The sequence below is a fragment of the Methylophilus glucosoxydans genome (assembly GCF_042676145.1).
Lineage (GTDB): Bacteria > Pseudomonadota > Gammaproteobacteria > Burkholderiales > Methylophilaceae > Methylophilus > Methylophilus glucosoxydans.
In genome coordinates, this window is the sequence record NZ_JBHTJW010000001.1 from 172,501 (window position 1) to 195,591 (window position 23,091).

The 23,091-nt window shown below is 50.9% G+C and carries 20 protein-coding genes; 10 read left to right on the forward strand and 10 right to left on the reverse strand.

The genetic code is table 11. The features are described from left to right. Window positions 1-84: 84 nt before the first annotated feature. Together ACFQ1T_RS00845 and pip are read right to left on the reverse strand one after the other, a co-directional pair. Window positions 85-1,359, reverse strand: a complete 1,275-nt coding sequence (locus ACFQ1T_RS00845) for a YhjD/YihY/BrkB family envelope integrity protein (RefSeq protein ID WP_379073417.1) — start codon at window positions 1,357-1,359, stop codon at window positions 85-87. A 15-nt stretch (window positions 1,360-1,374) separates the two neighbouring features. Then, window positions 1,375-2,331 (reverse strand): prolyl aminopeptidase, encoded by a 957-nt coding sequence (gene pip / locus ACFQ1T_RS00850; RefSeq protein ID WP_313988531.1) that lies wholly within the window; start codon window positions 2,329-2,331, stop codon window positions 1,375-1,377. Window positions 2,332-2,633: 302 nt separating this feature from the next. Between pip and ACFQ1T_RS00855 the strand changes: the two genes are divergently transcribed. From ACFQ1T_RS00855 to ACFQ1T_RS00875, 5 genes are all read left to right on the forward strand, one after another. Next, entirely contained in the window at window positions 2,634-4,499 is a 1,866-nt protein-coding gene (locus tag ACFQ1T_RS00855) for an outer membrane protein assembly factor BamB family protein (RefSeq protein WP_194749158.1), read from the forward strand. A 245-nt stretch (window positions 4,500-4,744) separates the two neighbouring features. Next, the gene (locus ACFQ1T_RS00860) at window positions 4,745-5,620 is read left to right on the forward strand and encodes a quinoprotein dehydrogenase-associated putative ABC transporter substrate-binding protein (protein ID WP_194749159.1); all 876 of its coding nucleotides are present in this window, start codon (window positions 4,745-4,747) and stop codon (window positions 5,618-5,620) included. A gap of 222 nt (window positions 5,621-5,842) precedes the next feature. Then, window positions 5,843-6,325, forward strand: a complete 483-nt coding sequence (locus tag ACFQ1T_RS00865; protein WP_194749160.1) for a c-type cytochrome — start codon at window positions 5,843-5,845, stop codon at window positions 6,323-6,325. Between the two features lie 140 nt (window positions 6,326-6,465). Continuing rightward, the gene (locus ACFQ1T_RS00870) at window positions 6,466-6,975 is read left to right on the forward strand and encodes a c-type cytochrome (protein ID WP_228518896.1); all 510 of its coding nucleotides are present in this window, start codon (window positions 6,466-6,468) and stop codon (window positions 6,973-6,975) included. Between the two features lie 74 nt (window positions 6,976-7,049). Then, window positions 7,050-8,375: an NAD(P)/FAD-dependent oxidoreductase gene (locus ACFQ1T_RS00875; RefSeq protein ID WP_379073418.1), complete on the forward strand. Its 1,326-nt coding sequence runs from the start codon at window positions 7,050-7,052 to the stop codon at window positions 8,373-8,375. A 66-nt stretch (window positions 8,376-8,441) separates the two neighbouring features. Here ACFQ1T_RS00875 and lplT read toward each other — a convergent pair whose 3' ends face one another. The 8 genes from lplT to moaA all read right to left on the reverse strand — a co-directional run bounded on the left by lplT (window position 8,442) and on the right by moaA (window position 16,821). Continuing rightward, window positions 8,442-9,608, reverse strand: coding sequence for a lysophospholipid transporter LplT (gene lplT / locus ACFQ1T_RS00880; RefSeq protein WP_194749162.1), 1,167 nt, complete (start codon window positions 9,606-9,608; stop codon window positions 8,442-8,444). A 21-nt stretch (window positions 9,609-9,629) separates the two neighbouring features. Then, window positions 9,630-11,024 (reverse strand): PhoH family protein, encoded by a 1,395-nt coding sequence (locus tag ACFQ1T_RS00885; protein WP_194749163.1) that lies wholly within the window; start codon window positions 11,022-11,024, stop codon window positions 9,630-9,632. 12 nt (window positions 11,025-11,036) lie between these two features. After that, a complete protein-coding gene (locus ACFQ1T_RS00890; protein ID WP_194749399.1) occupies window positions 11,037-11,498 on the reverse strand; it encodes a peroxiredoxin in 462 nt (153 codons plus the stop codon). Between the two features lie 109 nt (window positions 11,499-11,607). Further along, window positions 11,608-13,089, reverse strand: coding sequence for a sensor histidine kinase (locus tag ACFQ1T_RS00895; protein WP_379073419.1), 1,482 nt, complete (start codon window positions 13,087-13,089; stop codon window positions 11,608-11,610). Window positions 13,090-13,095: 6 nt separating this feature from the next. Continuing rightward, window positions 13,096-13,878 (reverse strand): TonB family protein, encoded by a 783-nt coding sequence (locus tag ACFQ1T_RS00900; RefSeq protein WP_313988547.1) that lies wholly within the window; start codon window positions 13,876-13,878, stop codon window positions 13,096-13,098. Between the two features lie 89 nt (window positions 13,879-13,967). Next, the gene (gene moeA, locus ACFQ1T_RS00905) at window positions 13,968-15,236 is read right to left on the reverse strand and encodes a molybdopterin molybdotransferase MoeA (protein WP_379073420.1); all 1,269 of its coding nucleotides are present in this window, start codon (window positions 15,234-15,236) and stop codon (window positions 13,968-13,970) included. Continuing rightward, window positions 15,233-15,811, reverse strand: a complete 579-nt coding sequence (gene mobA, locus ACFQ1T_RS00910) for a molybdenum cofactor guanylyltransferase MobA (protein WP_379073421.1) — start codon at window positions 15,809-15,811, stop codon at window positions 15,233-15,235. The genes moeA and mobA overlap by 4 nt, the downstream gene beginning before the upstream one ends. Continuing rightward, window positions 15,811-16,821 carry a GTP 3',8-cyclase MoaA gene (gene moaA, locus ACFQ1T_RS00915; RefSeq protein ID WP_313988555.1) on the reverse strand — a complete coding sequence of 337 codons (1,011 nt, stop codon included), beginning with the start codon at window positions 16,819-16,821 and terminating at the stop codon, window positions 15,811-15,813. Before moaA ends, mobA begins: the two co-directional genes overlap by 1 nt. A 131-nt stretch (window positions 16,822-16,952) precedes the next feature. On the opposite strand from moaA, the gene ACFQ1T_RS00920 reads away from it, so the two are divergent. From ACFQ1T_RS00920 to ACFQ1T_RS00940, 5 genes are read left to right on the forward strand one after another with little or no spacing between them, the layout of a single operon-like run. Then, on the forward strand, window positions 16,953-17,432 hold the full coding sequence (locus ACFQ1T_RS00920; protein ID WP_194749169.1) for a formate dehydrogenase subunit gamma: 480 nt from the start codon (window positions 16,953-16,955) through the stop codon (window positions 17,430-17,432). Continuing rightward, window positions 17,425-18,990 (forward strand): formate dehydrogenase beta subunit, encoded by a 1,566-nt coding sequence (locus ACFQ1T_RS00925; RefSeq protein ID WP_194749170.1) that lies wholly within the window; start codon window positions 17,425-17,427, stop codon window positions 18,988-18,990. Before ACFQ1T_RS00920 ends, ACFQ1T_RS00925 begins: the two co-directional genes overlap by 8 nt. Before the next feature lie 18 nt (window positions 18,991-19,008). Next, on the forward strand, window positions 19,009-21,900 hold the full coding sequence (gene fdhF, locus ACFQ1T_RS00930) for a formate dehydrogenase subunit alpha (protein ID WP_379073422.1): 2,892 nt from the start codon (window positions 19,009-19,011) through the stop codon (window positions 21,898-21,900). Beyond that, a complete protein-coding gene (gene fdhD, locus ACFQ1T_RS00935; RefSeq protein WP_379073423.1) occupies window positions 21,900-22,802 on the forward strand; it encodes a formate dehydrogenase accessory sulfurtransferase FdhD in 903 nt (300 codons plus the stop codon). Before fdhF ends, fdhD begins: the two co-directional genes overlap by 1 nt. Before the next feature lie 55 nt (window positions 22,803-22,857). Further along, on the forward strand, window positions 22,858-23,055 hold the full coding sequence (locus ACFQ1T_RS00940; protein ID WP_275356542.1) for a formate dehydrogenase subunit delta: 198 nt from the start codon (window positions 22,858-22,860) through the stop codon (window positions 23,053-23,055). Window positions 23,056-23,091: the final 36 nt, after the last annotated feature.

Consider the following 23,091-nt stretch of genomic DNA (forward strand, 5'->3'; position numbering starts at 1 on the left):
TACAATTCCGCAATGATTGCGTGTGTTGATCTCCCGCAAATGGTGATTGTCTAAAAGGGGATTGGGTGCCAAAAAGCAGGTGGGTTAGTGGGGGCGGGGATGGTCTGAGCGCTGTTTGAGCAGTCTAACGGCAATTTCAGGGGCTTGTTCCAGCAAGCTGTGCATGTAGTCGCTTTCTATGCGGATGACGGATGCCCTCTCGGAGACTACCACCACACTGGCGGTTGCCGCTTGTTGAGAAAACAAGGCCATGTCACCAAAGAAATCGCCAGACTGCAAAATGCGCACGGTGCTTTTCTGCCCATTAGCGTGCTGTGTCATATGCAAGGTGCCCTCGACCACCATGTAATAGTAGTTACTCAATGCGCCTTGCCGGATGATGTGGTCGCCTTTGCTATAGGACTGTCCAAAGATCTGTGTCAGCGCTTGCAGGTAATGCTGCTGATTGGGCACATCATCAAACAGACCTTTCAGTAGCAATATTTCTTTTTGTTTCAGCGTGACCATCAATTCTATGCCCGCCAAAAAGACGGCAAAGTTGAGATATAACCAGCTGATCGAGACAAACATGGCTTTCATGCTGCCAAACACGGCGCCAAAATTTTTATTCACCGTTAAAAATAACCCGAAGGCAGGGCGCATCAGCATCCACACCGTCGCCGTCAGCAAGGCTGAGATGAGCAAATGACGCCACTGGATGGGGAGAGGGCAAAAGCTATGATAAAAGCCGGCGATCAGCAAGGTGGTCAACAAGAGTGAAGCCAGCCAGCCGACCACGCTGATCATCGCTGTTGGCAGGTGCTGCGCCAAAAAGACAATCACTGATTCCAGCACAAAGCCAGCCGCGGTAAACAGGAAGAACACCAGCAACACGCCCAGTACCGCCATGATGTCCCGCAGCTTCTTATGCCAGAATGAGGGGACATCCTGGCGGCTGGCAATCAGATAAAAGCTGGAGCGCATATGTGCAGCCAGAGGGGTGATGGTCCATAGCAGAATAAAGAAGCCGACAGCACCCCAGGCGGCTTCGGTTTGAGTGTTGTGATACACCTCTACCATGATGCGCTGGCTAAATTCCGGGAGCAGATTGCTGGTCAGGATGGCAAGCTTCACGATCGCATAATCCGATGAGTACACCAAGTGGCTGAGTAAAAAGAAAATCAGCACAATCAGCGGGATCAGCGCAAACAGGGCATAAAACGACAACGCTGCCGCCAGCGCCATCAGGCGGTGGCGAATCACACCATGCCAGGTGGTCTGCACCACAAATAGTGGCGTGCAATAGGTATAAGCCGACAGCTGCTGTTTCAAGCCTTGCCATTGCTGCTGCAAGGTTGACCATAATACGGATGGCATCATATTGCGTTTAGTGGCTCAGTCTGCGTCTGATAAATGCTTATATTGTTCTGTGGCGTTCAGCAGGGCAAGGCAGGTACCTGCCTCCATCGCGGAGTGACCAGCATCCGGCACCATCACAAACTTGGCGTGAGGCAGAACTTGGCTCAGTGCCCAAGCCGTTTGCGGTGGGCACACCATGTCATAACGGCCCTGAACAATTGTCGTTGGAATGTGCGTCAGTTGTTTGCCCGCATCGGAGAGCATCTGCTCACCATCCACAAAACAGAGATGCCGGATGTAATGAATTTGTACCCGTGCGCGGGCGAGCTCCACCTGGCCATCCGGGGCGCTGCTGTCAGCCTTGGGCAGCAGGCTCATGATGCTGGATTCAAATGCATTCCAATGAATTGCCGCCGGAATACTGACGATAGGGTCAGGATCGAACACCTGGGTTGCATAGTACTCCAGTACCTGGCTGCGCTGCGCTTCTGGGACTGGGGCTAGTAATGCCTGCCATGCTTCAGGAAAAAACAATGCAACCTGTCCCAGAAACCAGTTAATTTCATGTGGCCTGCTTAGAAAGATGCCACGCAAGGTCAGGCTGATCACCTGATTCGGATGTTGATTGGCATAAGCCAGCGCCAGGGTGCTGCCCCATGATCCGCCGAAGACATGCCAGCGTGAAATATTTAGCCTGGTCCTAATCTGTTCAATATCGGCAACCAGATGTTGGGTTGTGTTGTCTTGAATTTCTCCCGCCGGCATGCTGCGGCCGCAGCCGCGCTGATCAAACAGAATGATGTGGTAATGCGCAGGATCAAAAAAGCGCCGTTGCGCAGGATTGCAGCCGCTGCCCGGGCCACCGTGCAAAAAAATCACGGGAACCCCTTCTGGATTCCCGCACTGCTCAACATAGATAGAATGTAACGAAGTGGCAGCAAGATGCCACTGTTTGAATGGTTGGCATTCGGGAAAGAGGGCGAGGTTCTTCATAGAGGGTTTTCTTTAACTATTTGATTTTATTTGTAAAAATTTATTTCCAATGAGACGGTGGAAAAATTCAAAAAATAATTTGAAAAAATTGTAACCAATTTGTAACCAAAGTGTTGCAATTGAAAACAAATTGTTCTATATTGCAATCCTCACATGTGGCAAGTGACAATTTCCAAGTTAGTTCAGGATAATTTCCCTTGTCTCTGGTGTGTAAAGTGTGTGCCTTTTATGCTCATTCCTAGTGTCAGCAAATCAGGTGCACACCTAATATTAAACCCTTAGTACTAACTTTGGAGATCAATATGCAAGTTAACAAAATCAAACTGGCCCTGGGTCTGGTAGCTGCTTTGCCAATGGTTGCATTCGCTGCTGCTGACCAAGAAGCTGCGATGAAAGATGCCAACAACTGGGCACACCCACGCGCTAACCATTTCAACCAAGGCTACAGCAACCTGGCTCAAATCAACAAAGGTAACGTTAAAAACCTGAAAGCAGCCTGGACATTCGCAACCGGTGTAAACCGTGGTCACGAAGGTTCTCCAGTGGTTGTGGGTAACATGATGTATGTACATACAGCATTCCCAAACAACGTATACGCTCTGGATTTGAACGACAACCAAAAAATCGTTTGGTCCTATTTCCCAAAACAAGACCCAAGCGTACAAGCAGTTCTGTGCTGTGACAACGTTTCTCGTGGTCTGGGCTACGGCGACGGCAAAATCTTCTTGCAACAAAACGACGGCATGCTGGTTGCTTTGGATGCAAAAACTGGTGCTAAAGTTTGGGACGTTAAAAACACTGATCCAAAAGTCGGTGCAACTAACACCAACGCACCACACGTGATCAAAGACAAAGTACTGACTGGTTGCTCAGGTGCTGAGTTCGGCGTACGTTGCTTTATTGTTGCTTATAACATTAAAGATGGTTCTCTGGCATGGAAAGCCTACTCTACAGGCCCAGATAGCGAAACATTGCACGACGCTAACACTAACAAAGAAAACCCACAGTACAACGCGCTGTCTGTTTATGAAGACGTGAACGGTGGTAACAAACAAGGCGGTTCTTTCAAAAAGATCCCTAACGACCAACTGAAAATCGGCGAAAAAGAACTGGGTACACGTACTTGGTTGAAACCACAAGCTGTGAAAGACGGCTGGCAACATGGTGGTGGTTCCGTATGGGGCTGGTGGCCATATGATGCCAAGACAAACTTGGTATACTACGGTTCAGGTAACCCATCCGTTTGGAACCCAGACGTACGTCCAGGTGACAACAAATGGTCCATGACAATCACTGCACGTGATCTGGACACTGGTGTTGCTAAATGGGCAATGCAAATGACACCACACGATGAGTGGGACTACGACGGTATTAACGAAGTGATCCTGTTCGACAAAGGTGGCAAAACATACGCATGGCACCATGACCGTAACGGCTTTATCTACACATGGCAAGCTAACAACGGTACATTGGTTGCTGCTGAAAAAGTGCACCCATTTGTTAACTGGGCTAACAGCGTTGACCTGAAAACAGGTGTACCAGACAAACTGGCATCTGCTTCTACACACCAAGACTACAACGCTAAAGGTGTATGTCCAGCGGCTCTGGGTACTAAAGACCAACAGCCAGCGGCTTACTCACCAAAAACTGGTTTGATGTACACACCATTGAACCACGTATGTATGACATACGAGCCAGTTGAGTCCAAATACGTTGCTGGTCAACCATGGGTTGGTGCGACACTGACCATGTTTGCTGGTCCAGACGGCGTGATGGGTGGTTTCGGTGCTTACGACCCAATGACCAACAAAAAAGTTTGGTACAACAAAGAGAAGTTCTCTGCTTGGGGTGGTGCTCTGACTACAGCTTCTAACATTGTGTTCTACGGTACATTGGATCGTTGGTTCAAGGCTGTTGATGCACAAAACGGTAAAGAACTGTGGAAATTCCAAGTGGGTTCCGGTGTGATTGGTAACGCATTCACCTACGGCCATGCTGGTAAACAATACGTTGGTGTATTGTCTGGTATCGGTGGTTGGGCTGGTGTTGCGATGAACTTGGGTATGACTAACGACACAGACGCACTGGGTGCTGCTGGTGGTTACAAAGAGTTGACCAAGTACAACGCTGCTCCTGGCGGCGGTGCATTGAACGTATTCTCACTGTAATTTGAGCTTGTCTTAAATTATCTAATAGAAGTACGTTGACTCCTTAACACCCTGCTTAGGCAGGGTGTTTTTTTTCATGAATTTCATGATTAAAAACCATGAACAGGAATTTAAGTAGGGCTTCCCTACAAATCAATACGTATTCGCGATAAGATGATTGAGTTTGTCGTGAATTCATCGAACTTTTGCATATGATTAAGTTCAAAAAACGACAGGAAACAATCACAAAAAGGAACGAAATCAAAATGAAAATATGGAATATGCTGGGTGCGGTGGGATTGGTGTTGGCAACGCAATCATGGGTGTCTGCTGAGGAGATCGAAATCCCTTCAATCAACCCGGATGAAGGCCGGATCGGTGAAGTACGTCGTGTGGCTGATGAATCAGAGTTCAAGGTTTGTTCTGATCCCGATAATATGCCTTACTCTAACTTGAAGCTGGAAGGATTTGAAGACAAGATTGCAAAAGTACTGGCCGATGACCTGGGCAAGAAGCTGAGCTTCCAATATGCTTATAACCGTCAAGGGTTTCTACGTAATACCATCAATGCGATGCGATGTGATGTGATCATCGGTATGACCTCAGACTTCGATGGGTTGAGAACGTCCAAACCCTACTATCGTTCAGGACATGTATTTGTCTGGCGCAAAGACAGCAATTACGACATTACCAACTGGGATTCGCCAGATTTGAAAAAAGGCATTATCGGGATTGTTGACAAGAGCCCAGCGACTATCCCGCTCAATGATTACAACTTGATGACTAATGCGCGTCCTTACCGTTTGCAGCGCGATCTGAATTTGCCAACCAGCTTCATTATTGATGATTTGGTCAAAGGCGATATTGATGTCGCTGTGATGTGGGGTCCTATCGCTGGTTACTACGTTAAAAATTCCAAAGTCCCGCTGGAAATGCGCTTGATTCCTGAGTACAACAAAGTCAACCTCAAAGGTAAGGAGTATTGGAATATTTCAGTAGCTGTCCGTATGAAGGACAAAGACCGCATCAAAATGATTAATGAAGCTTTAGAGCGCAACAAAGACAAGATTGATGCGATTCTTAAGGATTATGGTATCCCCACCGTGCCAGTTGTTGAAGGCGACAGTGTGTATAAAAAATAACAGTACTGTTGAAAAAGTTTTATAAACAGACAGTTGCTAATGACAAGGAAAAAAAAACACAGTAAAATCGTTGGCTTGTTTTGAGATGGCTGTGTGATAAATTCTGTCATTATTAATGAATTATTCGTCAACCGTTTCTGGAACGATTCGTTAAATGAGCATGCGGTAATTGTTTGGTTTACCACTTGTCGCCGCTCATTTTGTTTAGGATTAGGAGAAAACATGTTAGGCAACACACTTAAATCAGCATTGTTGATTTCCTTGATGGCATTTGCCACAGGCGCAATGGCTGATATCACTTTTTCAGCAACTCAAGACGGTTCCACCTTGAACATTGACAAAGCTTTGTTCGATACAGATGCTGCCAAAGAATTTTTGGCTACTGGTAAAAACCCATACATCGGTAACGAAGACGCTATCAAAAAAGGTAAAAAGATTTTCAACATGTACTCATGTGTTGCCTGTCACGGTGGTAAAGGTGAGGGCGCTGTGGGTCCAGGCTTGATCGGTGCTAACTTCCGTTACGCTAAAAACGCAACGAACAAAGGCATGTTCGAAACCATCTGGCACGGTACCAACGGTGGTATGGGTGCTAAAGGTTTTGGCCTGATGGCGCCAGATGATGGTTTGAAACCAGATGAAGTATTGAAAGTGATTGCCTTTGTGCGTAGTAATAGCAACGTAGGCATGACAGGTAACGAATAACTCGTTACGAATAAAAACGGTCACTTAGGTGACCGTTTTTTGTTTTTATGGCACAATTAAAGCGTGCTGTGTGAAGCTAAAATAATAATAGACATGGCAGGATTTTAAGGAATAACACTATATAAAACCTGGGGGTAACGATGAGAAGTTTATTATTGACGACATTGCTGGCAGCAATGTTGGCGGCATGTAACAACGGTGGGCAATCTGCTGGCGCTTCAGCAGAAGGTGGCGATATCAAGGCGATACAATTTGTCACCACCCAAGATGGTCAACCTATGGAAATTGACCATAAAATGTTTGATACACCTGCTGCGAAAGAATTTTTGGCGACGGGTAAAAACCCTTATATTGGTAACGAAGAGGCGATTAAAGAAGGCAAGAAAAAGTTTAACCTGTTCTCTTGCGTTGCTTGTCATGGTGGTCATGGTGAAGGCGCTGTCGGGCCTGGTTTGATTGGCGAGAATTTCCGTTATGCGAAGAATGCAACCAATAAAGGCATGTTTGAAACGATCTGGCATGGCACCAATGGTGGCATGGGTGCAAAAGGTTTTGGCTTGATGGCGCCAGATGATGGTTTGAAGCCTGACGATGTATTGAAAATCATCGCTTTTATTCGTAGTCATGCCAAAATTACTGGTAACGAATAGTCGTGTTATTTGAGGTGTTGTGCGCGCTTGGCAGTACGGCAGGCGCGCTTTTTTATTGAAGGATTAATGTGAGCGTGACTGACGAAAATGATTTACACCATGTCATTATTGTAGGTGGTGGTGCAGGTGGCCTTGAATTGGCGACCAAGTTGGGTGACTCCTTGGGCAAAAAGAAAAAAGCAAGGATCACGTTGATTGATGCAACGCGAACCCATGTCTGGAAGCCGCTGTTGCACGAAATTGCAGCGGGTAGTATGGATCCGGATCGCCATGAGCTGGAGTATCTGGCACAGGCACATTGGCATCACTTCAAGTTCAGGCTGGGCCGGATGGATGGGCTGAATCGTGCAACACGTGAAGTGTTTTTGTCGCCGGTACATGACGAAGATGGGAATGAAATTATTGCGCGCCGTTCATTCAAATACGATACCCTGATTATCGCGGTGGGTAGTACAACCAATGATTTTGGCATTAAAGGGGCACGTGAGTATTCGCTTGCCTTGGATACCCAGGCGCAGGCGCAAAAATTCCATCGCTATCTGCACAACGCATTATTGCGTGCACAAACACAGCCTGAACCATTAAAACCCGGTCAGCTTGAAGTGGCGATTGTGGGCGCTGGGGCGACGGGTGTCGAGTTGGCGGCTGAACTGCACAATACTACGCGTGAGCTCGCCGCCTATGGTCTGGATAAAATTGATGCAGATCGTGACGTCAAGATTTCTCTGATTGAAGCAAGTGACCGTATTTTGCCAGCATTACCACCCAAGCTTTCTTATGCGGTCGATGTTGAATTGCGTAAACTGCGGGTGAATGTGTTTACTGGCGAGCGTGTGACTGAGGTGTCTCCCAAAGGCATCACGACGCACAGCGGCCGTACGATTCCTGCGGAGTTGGTAGTGTGGGCGGCTGGCATCAAAGCACCGGATTTCCTCAAGGATATCGATGGGCTGGAAACCAACCGCATTAACCAGCTGGTGGTGAATCAGCATTTGCAGACCACTCGTGATACGAATATTTTTGCGTTTGGTGATTGTGCAGCCTGTCCATGGCTGGGGCATGACGCGACGGTACCTCCACGTGCGCAAGCGGCACACCAGCAGGCTTCGCTGCTGCTCAAGACGGTAAAGGCGCGTGTGGCTGGTAAAGAATCGCTGCCAGAGTTCCACTATACCGATTACGGCTCACTGGTCAATTTGGGCAAATACTCTACCGTGGGCAGCTTGATGGGTGCCGTGGCGGGGGGCAGCATGTACATTCAGGGCTTGTTCGCACGCGTGATGTACCGTTCCTTGTACAAGATGCACTTGATGGCATTGCACGGTGTGCTGGCGGTGATTGTTCATACCATCGGTCGTATTATCTCAAGACGTACCGAGCCACATGTCAAATTGCATTGATCGCTAGAGAGCAAAAAGGGCGCTCAGGCGCCCTTTTTTGTTGATTGTATCAAAGCTGCGTTGCGCTTATCGCCGGATATGTTTGCGATAAACCAGTGTGATCAATGACATGCTGAAAATAATAAATACCCCGAAGATGGCCACAATGGTATTAATGTCTAGCTTGGCGCCTACCATCCAGGTGTAAGCGCCCAACAGCAGCAAGATGCCTATATTCTCGTTAAAATTTTGTACGGCAATCGAGTGCCCGGCGCCGAGTAAATGATGGCCCCTGTGTTGTAATAAGGAGTTGAGCGGCACCAGAAAATAGCCTGAAAGCACACCAATCACAAATAGCAGGATCCCTGCCAGAATGGGGCTGTGGATCACCATCATGCTCATCACCAGAATCCCCATGTAAATGCCTGCCGGTAACACTTTCACGGCATTCTCCAGCTCGACATACTTGGAAGCGATGATTGAGCCGATGGCGATGCCAACGGCAAGGATGGCGATCAAATAAGTCGCTTGTTGCTGAGAGAAGCCCAATCTGACATCTGCCCACTGTAATACCACGAATTGCAAGGTGGCCCCGGCGCCCCAGAACAAAGTGGTGACGGCCAGCGAGACCTGGCCTTGCGGATCTTTCCACAGCGTCATAAAGGCATGCCAAAAATCTTTGAGTAAAAACCAGAGCGTTTTTTGCGCTACTTTGTGGTCAATCGGTACTTTGGGAATGTAGTAGTTGAACGCTGCGGCCAGCAAATATAGGCACATGATGCAGGCTATGCCCATGTATGGATTGTTGGCAGATAACGTAGAACCCAAGACCGGCCCCAGAATAATGGCGGTGACTGTGGTGCCTTCCATCCATGCGTTGGCCTTGATTAACAAATGCGATGGCAGCATTTCCGTCAAAATGCCATATTTCGCTGGCGAATAAGCGGCAGCACCTATCCCCACCACAGCGTACGCATACAGGGGCGGCACGCCCGCCAGTGCCATCAGGCAACCGATAAACTTCAACCCATTGCTTAAAAACATGACCCGGCCTTTGGGCAGCGCATCGGCAAAGGGGCCGACAAAAGGCGCGAGCACGATATAGGAAATCACGAAAAATTCGCGTAGAAGTGGTTCGTGCCAGCTGGGTGCGTTAAGCTTTGCCAGCAGGGCAATCGCAGCAAACAGCAGAGCATTATCTGCGATTGCCGACAAAAACTGGGCAATCAGTAAGGTATAGAAGCCTTTGACCATAAGAAGCGAGCAGACGACTGTCTACAAGACCTCTGCCGCAAAGTCTGCCAGACGTGAGCGCTCACCACGTACCAGGGTAATATGCCCGTTATGCGCCCAGTTCTTGAAGCGGTCAACCACATAGGTCAATCCCGAGCTGCCCTCCGTCAGGTAGGGGGTATCAATCTGGGCAATATTGCCCAGACAGACCACTTTGGTGCCCGGTCCGGCCCGCGTAATCAGCGTTTTCATTTGTTTGGGGGTGAGGTTTTGTGCTTCGTCTATGATCAGAAATTTGTTGAGAAAGGTACGCCCACGCATGAAGTTCAGCGATTTGATTTTAATCCGGGTACGAATCAGGTCTTGGGTGGCTGCACGGCCCCACTCACCCACATCTTCATCGGTTTTGTTGAGCACATCGAGGTTGTCCTCAAGGGCACCCATCCATGGCGCCATTTTTTCCTCTTCCGTGCCAGGTAAAAAGCCAATATCTTCGCCGACCGGTACCGTCACACGGGTCATGATAATTTCAGAATAACGTTTTTTATCCAGGGTTTGCGTCAGGGCGGCGGCGAGGGTGAGCAAGGTTTTACCCGTCCCGGCCTGCCCCAGCAGCGTAACAAAATCAATGTTGGGATCCATCAGCAGGTTGAGCGCAAAGTTCTGCTCACGATTGCGCGCAGTGATGCCCCACACATTGTGTTTGGGGTTCATGTGGTCCTGCACCACTTCAAGAATGGCGGTATTGTCTTCAATCTTGCGCACAATGGCGTGAAACGGTTTGTTGAACTCATAAAACACGAATTCATTTACTAGCAGTGACTTGACGATAGGCCCGCTGACTTTGTAATACATGCGGCCAGATTCTTGCCATGAATGCATGTCCTTGCTGTGCAAGTCCCAAAAGTTTTCAGGCAGTTCGCGCAGGCCGGTATACAGCATGTCGCTGTCTTCCAGTACCTTGTCATTAAAGTAATCTTCTGCCGCCACGCCCATGGCACGGGCTTTGATGCGGATGTTGATATCCTTGCTGACCAGGATGACATTGCGTTTGGTGTGTTGTTTTTTGAGTGCCAGCACCACGCTGATGATCTGATTGTCTGCCTTGCTGCCAGCGAGGCCTGGTAAATCCGTCGGCACATGTTCGGTTTGGAAAAACAGCTTGCCCGTTAAATGACGGTTGCCTTGAATGGCAAGCGGACAGCCTTCCTCAAGATTGCTTGTTTCATTGCCCCCCATGATTTCTTCAAGAAAACGGCTGGCCTGGCGCGCGTTACGTGCAACTTCGGTCAAGCCTTTTTTATTGTTGTCCAGCTCTTCCAGGGTGACCATGGGAAGGTAGACGTCGTGCTCTTCAAACCTGAATAGCGACGAAGGGTCGTGCATCAAAACGTTGGTATCGAGGACAAAAAGCTTGGTTTGTGGAGCACGGGCCATAGAAAATCACTTTTATGAGTGGGAAGACTGTATGCTGGCTAATACCTCAGCGGCATGACCATCGACTTTGACACCGCGCCATTCGCGCACAATGATGCCTTGTGGGTTGATCAGAAACGTACTGCGCTCAATGCCGCGAACCTGTTTGCCATACATGTTTTTCATTTTGATCACATTAAACGCCTGGCAAGCGATTTCATCGCTGTCCGAGATCAATTCAAAGGGAAAGCTGTATTTGGCCTTGAAGTTTTCGTGCGATTTGAGCGTATCACGCGAAATGCCGAAAATGATGGCATTGGCTTCGAGAAATGCGGCATGCATGTCACGGAACTGCATCCCTTGCGTGGTACAGCCTGGGGTGGAATCCTTGGGGTAGAAATACAGGACGAGGAACTTGCCCAAATAGTCTTTGCTATTGAATTGCAGGCTGGAGGTCGCTGGTAAGCTGAGTTCTGGAACAGGTGAATTTAACATAGTTGACATCGCTATCACTTAATCACATTGTTGATAAAAATACAAAATTAAGCAAGCACAAATCGCATATTCACCGCCTGCGATCAAGCATCTCACGAGAGGTGGATGATTATTGCGGTAATAAGATGGTAATGCGGGTACCTGTGCTTGCGCCACTTTCAAAAGACATGCTCCCGCCGAGCTCTTCGCAAACTTTAAATGCAAAAGGAATGCCGAGACCCGTGCCGAACCGTTTGGTGGTGGGGCCCGGTGTCAGTGCATGCGGATCAGGCTTGAACGGCATGCCTGGCCCCTGGTCGATAATCACCAGGGTTAGCAGGTGATCATGTAGCGCACATTGCAGCTGAATCTCGGCGCCTTTGGGAGAAGCCTCTGTCGCGTTTAGAAGCAGGTTGTATAGCATTTGTTCCAATAAATGCTCGTCGGTCAAAATCAATTGTTGCACCGTGTCACTGTTTTCTTGCAGCCTGATCTGCTTTTCATTCAGTTTGGGATGCAAGGTAGTGACCGCACCTTGAACGATATTGGATAGCCGCAGCTGATTAAGCATAGGCTTGATCGGATGCAGATAAGACAGCAGGCTGCCGGTCCAGCGCTCAAGCCGGTCTACGGTATGGATAATGCCTTGAATCGATTCCATGGTGTCCTTGTCCAGCTGCGGGTCATCGATGACCTGCGCAGTAGCGCGGATACTCGCCAGGGGATTGCGGATGTTATGCGCCAGCATAGGCACCAACAGGCCAAGTGCCGCCTGTTTCTCGCTCTTGACCAGGGCATCGCGGCTGGCGGCCAGGTCTTCGGCCATTTTATTGATTTCGCGTGACAGCATCGCCAGCTCCTCGGCGCCAGCTTCTGGCACCTGATGGGTGAGGCTGCCGCCACTGATGGCATTGGTGGCTTGCATAATGTCATTTATCGGGCGCACGATAGACTCTTTGAGGATGCGTCTGGAATAGACAATCAGTACGCAAGCCAGTAACAGCGGCAAAGACAAAACGGCAATGGAGTTACTCCTGGCTTCATCCAGCCTGTGCTTGATTTCACCTTGCTTGATCATGAGCAGGCGTTCTGCCCGCTTGGACACCTCTTCATAATGCTTGAAGATGCCGGTTTCAATATCCTGATAAATCGACTTCTGGGCATTACGGTCGGGATTGTTCTGGTAACGATAGAACAGCGCAGGTGCTTCATTCACCAGGTTGCGGTATTTGTGCTCAATCTCCATCAAGGCATCACGTTCTTCCTGGTCCAGCGCGATCGACTGCAGGCGCTCCATATGGATCAGAATCGACGTGGTGTATTGGTTGTATTCATTGAGCGCATTCGTCTCTTGCAAAAAAAATGCATCAAACAACTCTTTCATTTGCCGGTAAAGGTCGCCACGTACCAGGTAGATTTCCTGGATCACGACATTGATGCGCTGGGATTGTTTGGAGGCTTTGTCCCACAAATAGATGCCATAAGCGCCACTGGCGACGGCGAGGACGATCAGTGCAATAAAATAGATGTCATGAAAAAGCAATAATAAGCGCAGCGGCTTGTCGTGTTGCCAATGGGGAGAGGAGCTTGTCTGCTTGCGCTTGAACAGCATGTGCACCTAACTGGACAGTTTGAAGCTGACCGTGACAATAATGTTATTGATTCTGCCACGTAGTATTTCATGAAAATGCGGTTTCAGCTGCGATTTTTGCGCTGCCGCCAAGGCTGCGTCATCAATGGCTTTGTTGCCGCTGGACTCGACGACTTCAATATTGGTGATATTGCCATGATCGTCAATGCTGATGCTTAATTTGACATCGCCCTCTATGCCTCTGTCTTGCGCAATCCGCGGGTAGCGCTGGTTTTTCTTCAGCTCCCTATGCGCCGCACTTCTAAACGCATTACGCGCGGCGTCAATATCCCCTTCGCTGGGCCCAGAGGCTTTGACTGGTTCTGGTGGCACAGGGGGCGCGGGGGGCGGTACCACGACTTCAGACTTGGTTTCACTGACGCTGGGCTTGGCGGCAATCACGGCCGGGGCTGGTGATTCCACTACGGGGCGGGGTGTTTCTACCGCTTGCTCTGGCATAGGCGACGGTTTTTGCGGCGTCACAGGTTTTTGCTCTACGGGCTTGGGTTCTAGCTTTGGAGGCTGTGGCTGCGGTTTGGGAGGGGTGGGTTTGACCACTTCAGGTTCTGCTGGTGCAGGTGGCGCGGGCGTGACAGCGGGTGGTTCTGGTTTGACCAGCTCAATCCGTATTTCTTGCTTGTTTGGGGGCGGCAGGTCGTAATCAGGTTTGGGTAGAGTAAACATGATCAAGGCATGTATCAGGAGTGAGGCAATCAGGCACCACTCTAATAAATGACTGAATTGTTTTGTTTCTTTTAAAACGGCTTGCACGCCAATATCCCTTTTGATGACCCCCAACGCAAGCCGACACTATAAGCTATTTTTGAATCTTCTTGCCAGCTTGCAGATACAAGGATGCCTTAGAAAATGCCGGTGAAAGGTTGTACTTCAACCCAACTGCCTGCGGGTAGCGGCCCTGAGGCTTCATCGAGCAAGATAAAGCAATTGGCCTGACTCATGCTGCTTAAAATACCGGAGCCCTGCTCGCCTGTGGTTTTTACCTTCCAGTCTGTACCGTCCTTAAACAGGATACCGCGCTGAAATTCGGTGCGGCCTGCGGCCTTTTTAATCGGGCTCACGCACTCGACCTTGAAGGAAGGTTGTACGCGCTCATGGCTTCCCATCAAGGTTTTTAACGCCGTTTGCACAAACTGGTAAAACGTTACCATCGTGGCGACCGGATTGCCGGGCAAGCCAAAATAATGCGCTTGTCCCAGCTTGCCATAAGCCAGCGGTCGCCCTGGCTTCATGTTGATTTTCCAGAACAGCACCTGACCATGGGTGGCGAGCAGTTGTTTCATGAAGTCCGCTTCCCCCACGGACACACCGCCACTGGTGATAACCACATCAAAGCGGGCGGCGGCTTGCAATAGAGTGTGCTCCAAGGCTTGGGGATTGTCGGCAATATTGCCCAGGTCCTCCACCTCTGTGCCCAGGGCTTGCAACATGCCCCACAGGCTATAGCGGTTACTGTCGTAAATTTGTCCGGCTTGTAAGGGCTGGCCTACGCTCACCAGTTCATCGCCCGTGGTAAAAAAGGCCACTTTAAGACGCCGGTAAACCTCAATTTCTGCGACACCCAGCGAGGCGAGCAAGCCCATATCTGCCGGTCGCAAGGTATGGCCAGTAGCAAGGACGGTTTGTCCGATAGCAATGTCTTCACCCAGTAGGCGAATATTGGCGCCTTTTTCAGGCAATTTTTGGATGCTGACATGCTCGCCGGTCACTGTTGCATGCTCTTGCATCACGACGGTGTCCGCGTCTGCCGGAATCACTGCCCCGGTCATGATTTTGATACAGCCACCCTCAGGAATCGTGCCGTTAAAAGGCTTGCCGGCAAACGCCGTGCCGACGATACGCAATGGCTGCGAGGCTTCAGCGAGCCTGAAAGCAAAGCCATCCATGGCTGAATTGTTGTGACCTGGCACATTGAGTGTAGAGGCGATAGGGCTGGCGAGCACCCGTCCCAAGGCTTGTTTAATCGAAAGGCGTTCGGTCTGTTGCACAGGCGTCAGGAATTGTTGAATGTATTGTCGCGCTTGCGATACCGACATTGCATTTGGGTCATAATCCTCTGCGCCCGCCGGGTCGTGGGCCAATTGACGTAATAAATCTGGTGTCTGGTTCATAGCGATGATGATGGCCGTTCATTAATGTTAGTAAACGCTTGCTCATCTTCAAAGCTCACGAATACATGTGGATGTTGCGCTTGCCATGCGCTCACTTTGCGCTGGCCTTGCTCGAGAAAATGATCCAAATCCTCGCGCAGGGCGCGTGGCATCAGGCAGAAAACGGGGTGTGTTCCACTCTGGCTGCGTGCAATGGCCAGCCCATGGTCTTGCTTGTGCAGGTGTTGTGTTTGTTCCAGGGCAGTCTTGAGGCGGCTGACCAGATCTAGCGGCAGCAGCGGCGAATCGCAGGGGACACTCACAATCCACTCGGTGCTGGCATGATGCATCCCTGCTTGCATCCCTGCCAAAGGCCCGTCAAATTGTTCATTGGCATCGGCGACCACAGGGATGCCAAAGCGCTGGTACTCGTCCAGATGGCGGTTGGCATTGATGATGACATGATTCACTTGCGGCTGGATGCGCTCCAGCACATGTGCGACCAGTGGTTTGCCTTGGTAGTCCACCAGACCTTTGTCCACGCCCCCCATGCGCAAGCCACGCCCCCCGGCAAGAATCACTGCGGTAATCTGCATTAACCACCTGTGTGCGACATAAAGCGGATCACAGCGGGTCCTGCACGTTGTAAATCAAAGTCATGGCCTTTGGGTTTGATATGCATGCCGTGCAAAATCGCTTCTACCAGGGGCTGGTCATCGTCTGGGTGCGCACGCAACAGCGGCAATAAATTCACCTGATGGTCCTGGCCCAGGCATAAAAATAATTCTCCTTGGCAGGTAATGCGTACCCGGTTGCAATTTTCACAAAAATTGTGGCTATGCGGTGAAATAAAGCCGATCCTGGTCGCTTGGCCATTGACCTGCCAGTAGCGTGCGGGGCCGCCTGTTTGATGGGTACTTGGCGTCAGTGAGAACTTACTTTTAAGTAATGCCAGGGTGTCTTTATTGCTGACGCAGCTCTGTTCACGGTCGTGCGCCACTTCGCCCAAGGGCATCTCTTCAATAAAGCTGATATCTATGCGTTTTTGAATGGCGAAGTTCACCAGGGCTTCGGCTTCATCGTCATTGATGCCGCGCATCAATACCGAATTGAGCTTTATGTTTTCAAAGCCGGCGGCGATGGCTGCTTCAAGACCGCCCAGCACTTTGGATAACTCACCTACCCGGGTGATCGCCTTGAAGCGGTCAGCCTGCAAGCTGTCGATGGAAATATTGATGCGTTTGACGCCTGCCGCCTTCAATGCCTGCGCGTATTTATCCAGTTGGCTGCCATTGGTGGTAATGACACACTCCTCCAGACCGGGCAAATGTCCAATTTCCTCAAACAGCCACAGTGCATTTTTGCGCACTAGTGGTTCGCCGCCGGTGATGCGAACTTTACGCACGCCCATACGGACAAACAATTTAACCAAGCGTGCGCACTCTTCCAGTGACATGACCTCGTGACGGGGCAAAAACGTCATGTCCTCTGCCATGCAGTATTGGCAGCGAAAATCGCAGCGGTCAGTAATCGACAGGCGTATGTAGTCCACCTGTCGGCCAAACTGGTCGATCAATTGGGTGGGCAGAGTGGCTGGCGTATGCATTGCAATCATTAAAATTTAAAGTAATCAGCATTTTATGCCCTTTTTTTGCTTTAACAAGGCATAAATAGAGGATATGATGCCAGGGTGATAGAATGTAACTGAATTGTAACTCGTTAAGATGTGAGGTCGGTTTGGATAACACATTAAGCCATGAACAGCATGCGCAAATTCAAGCGCATATTCAAGCACACCAGCATGTACCGGGCGGCTTAATGCCTCTGCTACATGCGATTCAGGAGGATATTGGCTATGTGCCGGAAACCGTCTATCCTGACATTGCCAAAGCCCTGGCGCTCTCGGTGGCCGAGGTGCACGGCGTGGTGAGTTTCTATCATCATTTCCGTACGCATCCGGTCGGCAAGCATGTGTTGCAAGTCTGCCGCGCGGAATCCTGCCAGGCCATGGGTTCAGAGAGGCTTGAAGCCGAATTAAAAGCAAGGCTAGGCGTGGACTATCATCAAACCACCGCTGACGGCACACTGACCTTGCTCCCGGTCTATTGTCTGGGTAATTGCGGCTGTTCCCCGGCCGTTATGCTCGATGAAGAGGTCTATGGCCGCATGAATACGCAAAAAGTGACTGAACTGATTGCCGAGGTATGTCATGGTTAAGATCTATGTCCCAATCGACTCGACAGCACTGTCTTTGGGTGCTGAGCGTACCGCGAAAAAAATCATCCAGGAAGCCCAGGCGCGAGGCCTCGAGATTACGCTGGTGCGTAATGGCTCTCGTGGCCTGTTCTGGCTGGAACCTCTGGTAGAAGTAGAGAGTGCGCAAGGGCGCGTCGCTTTTGGCCCGGTGTCGCCCGCAGATGTCGCAGGCTTGTTTGATGCCGGGTTTACTCAGCCCTTGGCAGACCAGGCGAAAGCCCATCCCTTATATCTCGGCTTGACTGAAGAGCTGGCCTGGCTCAAAAAACAGCAACGACTGACCTTTGCCCGGGTGGGGATCACTGATCCATTGTCTCTTGAGGACTACCTCGCGCATGATGGCTATCAAGGACTCAAAAATGCGCTGACCATGTCCGGCGCTGACATAGTCAAAGCGGTGACTGACTCAGGCTTGCGTGGCCGGGGTGGTGCCGCTTTTCCGACCGGCATCAAGTGGAACACCGTGCTCAATGCGCCCGCTGAACAAAAATACGTCGTCTGTAATGCGGATGAGGGCGATTCTGGCACCTATTCTGACCGCATGATCATGGAAGACGATCCGTTTGTGCTGATTGAAGGCATGACCATCGCCGGCATTGCGGTCGGCGCAACGCAGGGCTATATCTACTTGCGCAGTGAATATCCGCATGCCTTGAAAACACTGAATGAGGCGATCCGCAAGGCCAATCTTGCCGGATATCTGGGCGAGAATATTCAGGGCTCAGGCCGAACGTTTCACCTGGAGGTGCGCCGTGCGGCAGGCGCTTATGTGTGTGGCGAAGAGACTTCTTTGCTGGAAAGCCTGGAAGGCAAGCGAGGGCTGGTGCGCTTCAAGCCGCCACTGCCTGCCATTGAAGGCTTGTTTGGCAAGCCGACCATTGTCAATAACGTGATTTCGCTGGCTACCGTACCGATTATTCTGGATAAGGGTGCGCAATACTATGCGGATTACGGCATGGGGCGTTCGCGCGGCACCTTGCCTATCCAGCTGGCGGGCAATTTAAAACACACCGGCCTGGTCGAGCTGGCATTTGGTGCGACCTTGCGCGAATTGCTCTACGACTATGGTGGTGGTTCAGCGACCGGGCGGCCGATTCGCGCCGTGCAAGTCGGCGGTCCGCTGGGGGCCTATTTGCCAGAGAGTCAGTTTGATACGCCACTGGATTATGAAGAGTTTGGCAAAATCTGGGCGGTACTCGGTCATGGCGGCATCGTCGCCTTTGACGACAGTGTCGATATGGCGAAAATGGCCCGCTATGCCTTTGAGTTTTGCGCCGAGGAAAGCTGCGGCAAATGTACGCCATGCCGGATCGGCTCTACCCGTGGCGTAGAGGTGATGGACAAGATTATGCTGGGCAACAATCGCGCCAAGCAAGTGCATTTGTTGCGTGATTTGTCTGACACCATGCTTAACGGTTCCCTGTGCGCCTTGGGCGGGATGACGCCTTACCCGGTCTTGAGCGCATTGAACCATTTCCCTGAAGACTTTGGATTAAGTGGTAAAGAGGCTGCAGCCTAGGCAGCAAAGGACATTATTATGGACGATATCAAGTATTCCTCTTCGCAGCCGCAATCCCTCAAGTATGACCCAGACAAGGATTACGGTACGCCAAAATCAGACAGCGCAGTGATGGTGACCCTCAATATCGATGGGGTGGATGTTACTGTGCCCGAGGGCAGTTCTATCATGCATGCGGCGCAGTTGGGTGGCGTCACCGTGCCCAAGCTCTGTGCTACCGATTCCCTCGAGCCGTTTGGTTCCTGCCGTCTGTGTCTGGTCGAGATCGAAGGCCGTCGCGGCTATCCGGCCTCTTGCACGACGCCAGTCGCCCCCGGGCTTAAGGTGAAGACGCAAACCCCTAAATTGGCGGATGTGCGCCGGGGCGTCATGGAATTATATATTTCTGACCATCCGCTGGATTGTCTGACCTGTGGCGCCAATGGGGATTGCGAGTTGCAGGACATGGCAGGTGCGGTCGGTTTGCGTGAAGTCCGCTATGGCTACGAAGGCGAAAATCATCTGGGCCAAGCCAAAGATGAGTCCAATCCCTACTTCACCTTTGATCCTTCCAAATGTATTGTCTGTTCACGTTGCGTGCGGGCTTGTGAAGAAACACAGGGCACCTTTGCCTTGACCATTCAAGGTCGCGGCTTTGACAGCAAGGTTTCTGCAGGCAACAAAGACTTTCTGGAGTCAGAATGTGTCTCCTGTGGTGCGTGTGTGCAAGCCTGTCCGACCGCCACATTGATGGAAAAAACCGTGATTGAGGCAGGCACGCCTGAGCACAAAGTGACAACGACTTGTGCCTATTGCGGCGTTGGTTGCAGTTTCGATGCAGAAATGAAAGGTGAGCAGGTTGTCCGCATGACGCCGAGCAAAGCAGGCGGCGCCAACCATGGTCACAGTTGCGTCAAAGGCCGCTTTGCCTGGGGCTATGCGACGCATGCGGATCGCATTACCACGCCCATGATACGCAAGAGTATTCATGATCCCTGGCAAAAAGTGAGCTGGGATGAGGCAATTAATTATGCCGCTAGTGAAATTCAGCGTATCCAGCAAACCTATGGCAAAGAGGCCGTGGGCGGAATTACTTCCAGTCGTTGCACCAATGAAGAAGTCTATGTCACACAAAAACTGATCCGTGCCGTGTTCGGTGTGAATAACGTCGATACCTGTGCCCGTGTGTGCCACAGCCCGACTGGCTATGGCCTCAAGCAAACCCTGGGTGAGTCCGCGGGCACACAGACCTTCGATTCCGTGATGAAATCAGATGTGATTTTCGTCATGGGGGCCAACCCTACCGATGGTCACCCGGTGTTTGGCTCAATGATGAAACGCCGTCTGCGTGAAGGGGCCAAGTTGATTATCGTCGATCCACGTGAAATCGACCTGGTTGCTAATTCTCCCCATATTCGCGCCGACTACCATCTCAAGCTGCGGCCTGGGACCAATGTGGCCATGATTTCAGCCATTTCACATGTGATTGTGACTGAAGGATTGGTGCAAGAGGACTTTGTTAAAGCGCGCTGCGAATGGGATTCTTATGTGGCCTGGCGTGATTTTGCCGCCAAGCCTGAAAACTCTCCAGAAGCACTGGAAAAAGAATTGGGCGTGCCAGCCAACGAGGTGAGAGAAGCTGCACGCCTGTATGCCAGCGGCGGCAATGCGGCAATTTACTACGGGTTAGGGGTCACCGAGCACAGTCAAGGTTCGACCACGGTGATGGGCATAGCCAACCTGGCGATGGCAACCGGCAATGTCGGGCGTGAAGGCGTGGGTGTGAATCCCTTGCGTGGTCAAAACAATGTACAAGGCTCTTGTGACATGGGATCCATGCCGCATGAGTTTCCTGGCTACCGTCATGTGTCTGATGATGAAACACGGGCGCAGTTCGAGCAGGCATGGGGCGTCAAACTGAGCGCTGACCCCGGGCTGCGTATTCCCAATATGCTGGACTTGGCCGCTGAAGGCAGTTTTAAGGCGGTGTATTGCGTGGGTGAGGATATTGCCCAGTCAGACCCTGACACCCAGCACGTGACCCATGCACTGGAGAATATGGAATGTGTGATTGTGCAGGACTTGTTCCTGAACGAAACTGCCAAATTCGCGCATGTATTCTTCCCGGGCGCGTCCTTCCTTGAGAAAAACGGGACGTTTACCAATGCCGAACGCCGCATTTCCCCGGTGCGTAAAGTCATGACCCCCAAGAATGGGATGGAAGATTGGGAGATTACTGCAAGATTCTCGACCGCCTTGGGTTACCCCATGCATTACGCCCATGCCAGCGAGATCATGGATGAAATCGCTGCCTTGACCCCTACATTTGCTGGGGTCAGCTTCAAGAAACTGGACGAGTTGGGCAGTATCCAGTGGCCCTGCAATGACGAGGCGCCAGAGGGGACGCCGACCATGCATGTGGATGCGTTTGTGCGCGGCAAGGGCAAGTTCTTTGTTACTCAATATGTGCCTACCACCGAGCGCGTCAACCAGAAATACCCATTGATCCTGACCACCGGCCGTATCCTGTCACAATACAATGTGGGTGCACAAACCCGACGCACACAAAACGTGGTTTGGCATCATGAGGATGTGATCGAGATTCATCCGCACGATGCTGAGGATCGCGGGATTGTTGAAGGCGATTGGGTGGGAATTACCAGCCGCGCCGGGCAGACCGTGCTGCGCGCCAAGATTACCGAGCGGGTACAACCTGGCGTGGTCTATACCACCTTCCACCATCCTGAGTCCGGTGCCAATGTCATTACCACCGACAATTCGGATTGGGCGACCAATTGCCCAGAGTACAAGGTCACGGCAGTACAGGTGTCTAAGGTGAACCAGTTGTCTGATTGGCAGAAACAGTATCGTTCATTCAGCGATACCCAGATTGAGTTGTCCGGCATGGATCCGCAGACGGTTGTTTCCTGATGAGCGAGGCCATTAAGGAGGCTGAGGCGCAATGTCGCCTGTCAGCCTATCAGGAAATGCCGATGCAGCCTGCTGAGCAGGCAGTCACGACGCTGGCGGTGACGCGCTGGCGTCAGGGCGAAGTGACTGTGGTCGCCGACGCCTTGGCGCAAGAAGTCCCGATTGCGTTTGTGTACAACGGGATATCGCATGTGGTGATGATGGCCACGCCGGCAGACCTCGAAGATTTTGCCTATGGCTTTTCGTTTACCGAAGGCATTATTACTGCGCGCAAGCAGATTTATGGTGTAGAGGCTAAAGCGATTGAGGATGATGATGGTCAATTACAAGGCATTGAGCTGCACATAGAGTTAGCCACAGAACAATTTGTTTTGCTTAAGGCGCAGCGCCGTAATCTGACTGGCCGCACGGGTTGTGGCTTATGCGGTGCAGAAAGTTTGCAACAAGTATTCAAGCATCCTGGCATGACGGCATCCGCCCCCACGACACTGGATGCGTCCGTGATAGCCACCGCGCTGGCTGGCTTGCAATCACAGCAGCCACTGCAACAAATGACAGGCGCAACGCATGCCACAGCACTTGCCGACAAACAGGGCAATATTGTGTGCGTGCGGGAAGATGTCGGCAGGCATAATGCGCTGGATAAACTGATCGGTTGCTTGTTGCGCCAGCAAGTCGAGTGGTCTGCATGCTGGCTGGATCACTGGGTGCTGACGACCAGTCGCGCCAGTTATGAAATGGTACAGAAAGTGGCGATGGCCGGTGGTCAGGTGTTGGTGGCCATGTCTGCGCCCACCGCCCTCGCCGTCAATCTGGCCAAGGAATATGGTTTTTTACTGGTTGGCTTTGCCAGAGCAGGCCAATGTGTTGTGTATAGTGGTGAGCTTGGCCAAACAAGCTAAGCTGGATAGTCACTGGAAAGCGTGTAGAGAGATGGATGTCGAAAAGTTAATTAAAATGGCTAATCAGATTGGCGATTTTTTTGAGGCAAATCCTGATGCCGAGGAAGCGCAGCGTGAAATTGCCAGCCACCTGAAAAAATTCTGGAATTCGGTCATGATCAACAGCCTGGTTAGCCATGTGCAGCAGCATCAGGGGCAAGGCTTGCATCCGCAAGTGATTGCGGCCGTGCAGCAATATGTAAAATTGTCTTGAAGTGAAAACGGCGACCTGAAGGTCTGGTCGCCGTTT

Coding starts and splice junctions, on each gene's coding strand:
- ACFQ1T_RS00855 (WP_194749158.1), top strand. CDS start 2,634: ATGCAAGTTAACAAAATCAAACTGGCCCTGGGTCTGGTAGCTGCTTTG.
- mobA (WP_379073421.1), bottom strand. CDS start 15,811: ATGCAGATTACCGCAGTGATTCTTGCCGGGGGGCGTGGCTTGCGCATG.
- ACFQ1T_RS00890 (WP_194749399.1), bottom strand. CDS start 11,498: ATGTTAAATTCACCTGTTCCAGAACTCAGCTTACCAGCGACCTCCAGC.
- fdhD (WP_379073423.1), top strand. CDS start 21,900: ATGAGCGAGGCCATTAAGGAGGCTGAGGCGCAATGTCGCCTGTCAGCC.
- moeA (WP_379073420.1), bottom strand. CDS start 15,236: ATGAACCAGACACCAGATTTATTACGTCAATTGGCCCACGACCCGGCG.
- lplT (WP_194749162.1), bottom strand. CDS start 9,608: ATGGTCAAAGGCTTCTATACCTTACTGATTGCCCAGTTTTTGTCGGCA.
- ACFQ1T_RS00940 (WP_275356542.1), top strand. CDS start 22,858: ATGGCTAATCAGATTGGCGATTTTTTTGAGGCAAATCCTGATGCCGAG.
- fdhF (WP_379073422.1), top strand. CDS start 19,009: ATGGACGATATCAAGTATTCCTCTTCGCAGCCGCAATCCCTCAAGTAT.
- ACFQ1T_RS00860 (WP_194749159.1), top strand. CDS start 4,745: ATGAAAATATGGAATATGCTGGGTGCGGTGGGATTGGTGTTGGCAACG.
- moaA (WP_313988555.1), bottom strand. CDS start 16,821: ATGCATACGCCAGCCACTCTGCCCACCCAATTGATCGACCAGTTTGGC.
- pip (WP_313988531.1), bottom strand. CDS start 2,331: ATGAAGAACCTCGCCCTCTTTCCCGAATGCCAACCATTCAAACAGTGG.
- ACFQ1T_RS00925 (WP_194749170.1), top strand. CDS start 17,425: ATGGTTAAGATCTATGTCCCAATCGACTCGACAGCACTGTCTTTGGGT.
- ACFQ1T_RS00845 (WP_379073417.1), bottom strand. CDS start 1,359: ATGATGCCATCCGTATTATGGTCAACCTTGCAGCAGCAATGGCAAGGC.
- ACFQ1T_RS00895 (WP_379073419.1), bottom strand. CDS start 13,089: ATGCTGTTCAAGCGCAAGCAGACAAGCTCCTCTCCCCATTGGCAACAC.
- ACFQ1T_RS00865 (WP_194749160.1), top strand. CDS start 5,843: ATGTTAGGCAACACACTTAAATCAGCATTGTTGATTTCCTTGATGGCA.
- ACFQ1T_RS00870 (WP_228518896.1), top strand. CDS start 6,466: ATGAGAAGTTTATTATTGACGACATTGCTGGCAGCAATGTTGGCGGCA.
- ACFQ1T_RS00885 (WP_194749163.1), bottom strand. CDS start 11,024: ATGGCCCGTGCTCCACAAACCAAGCTTTTTGTCCTCGATACCAACGTT.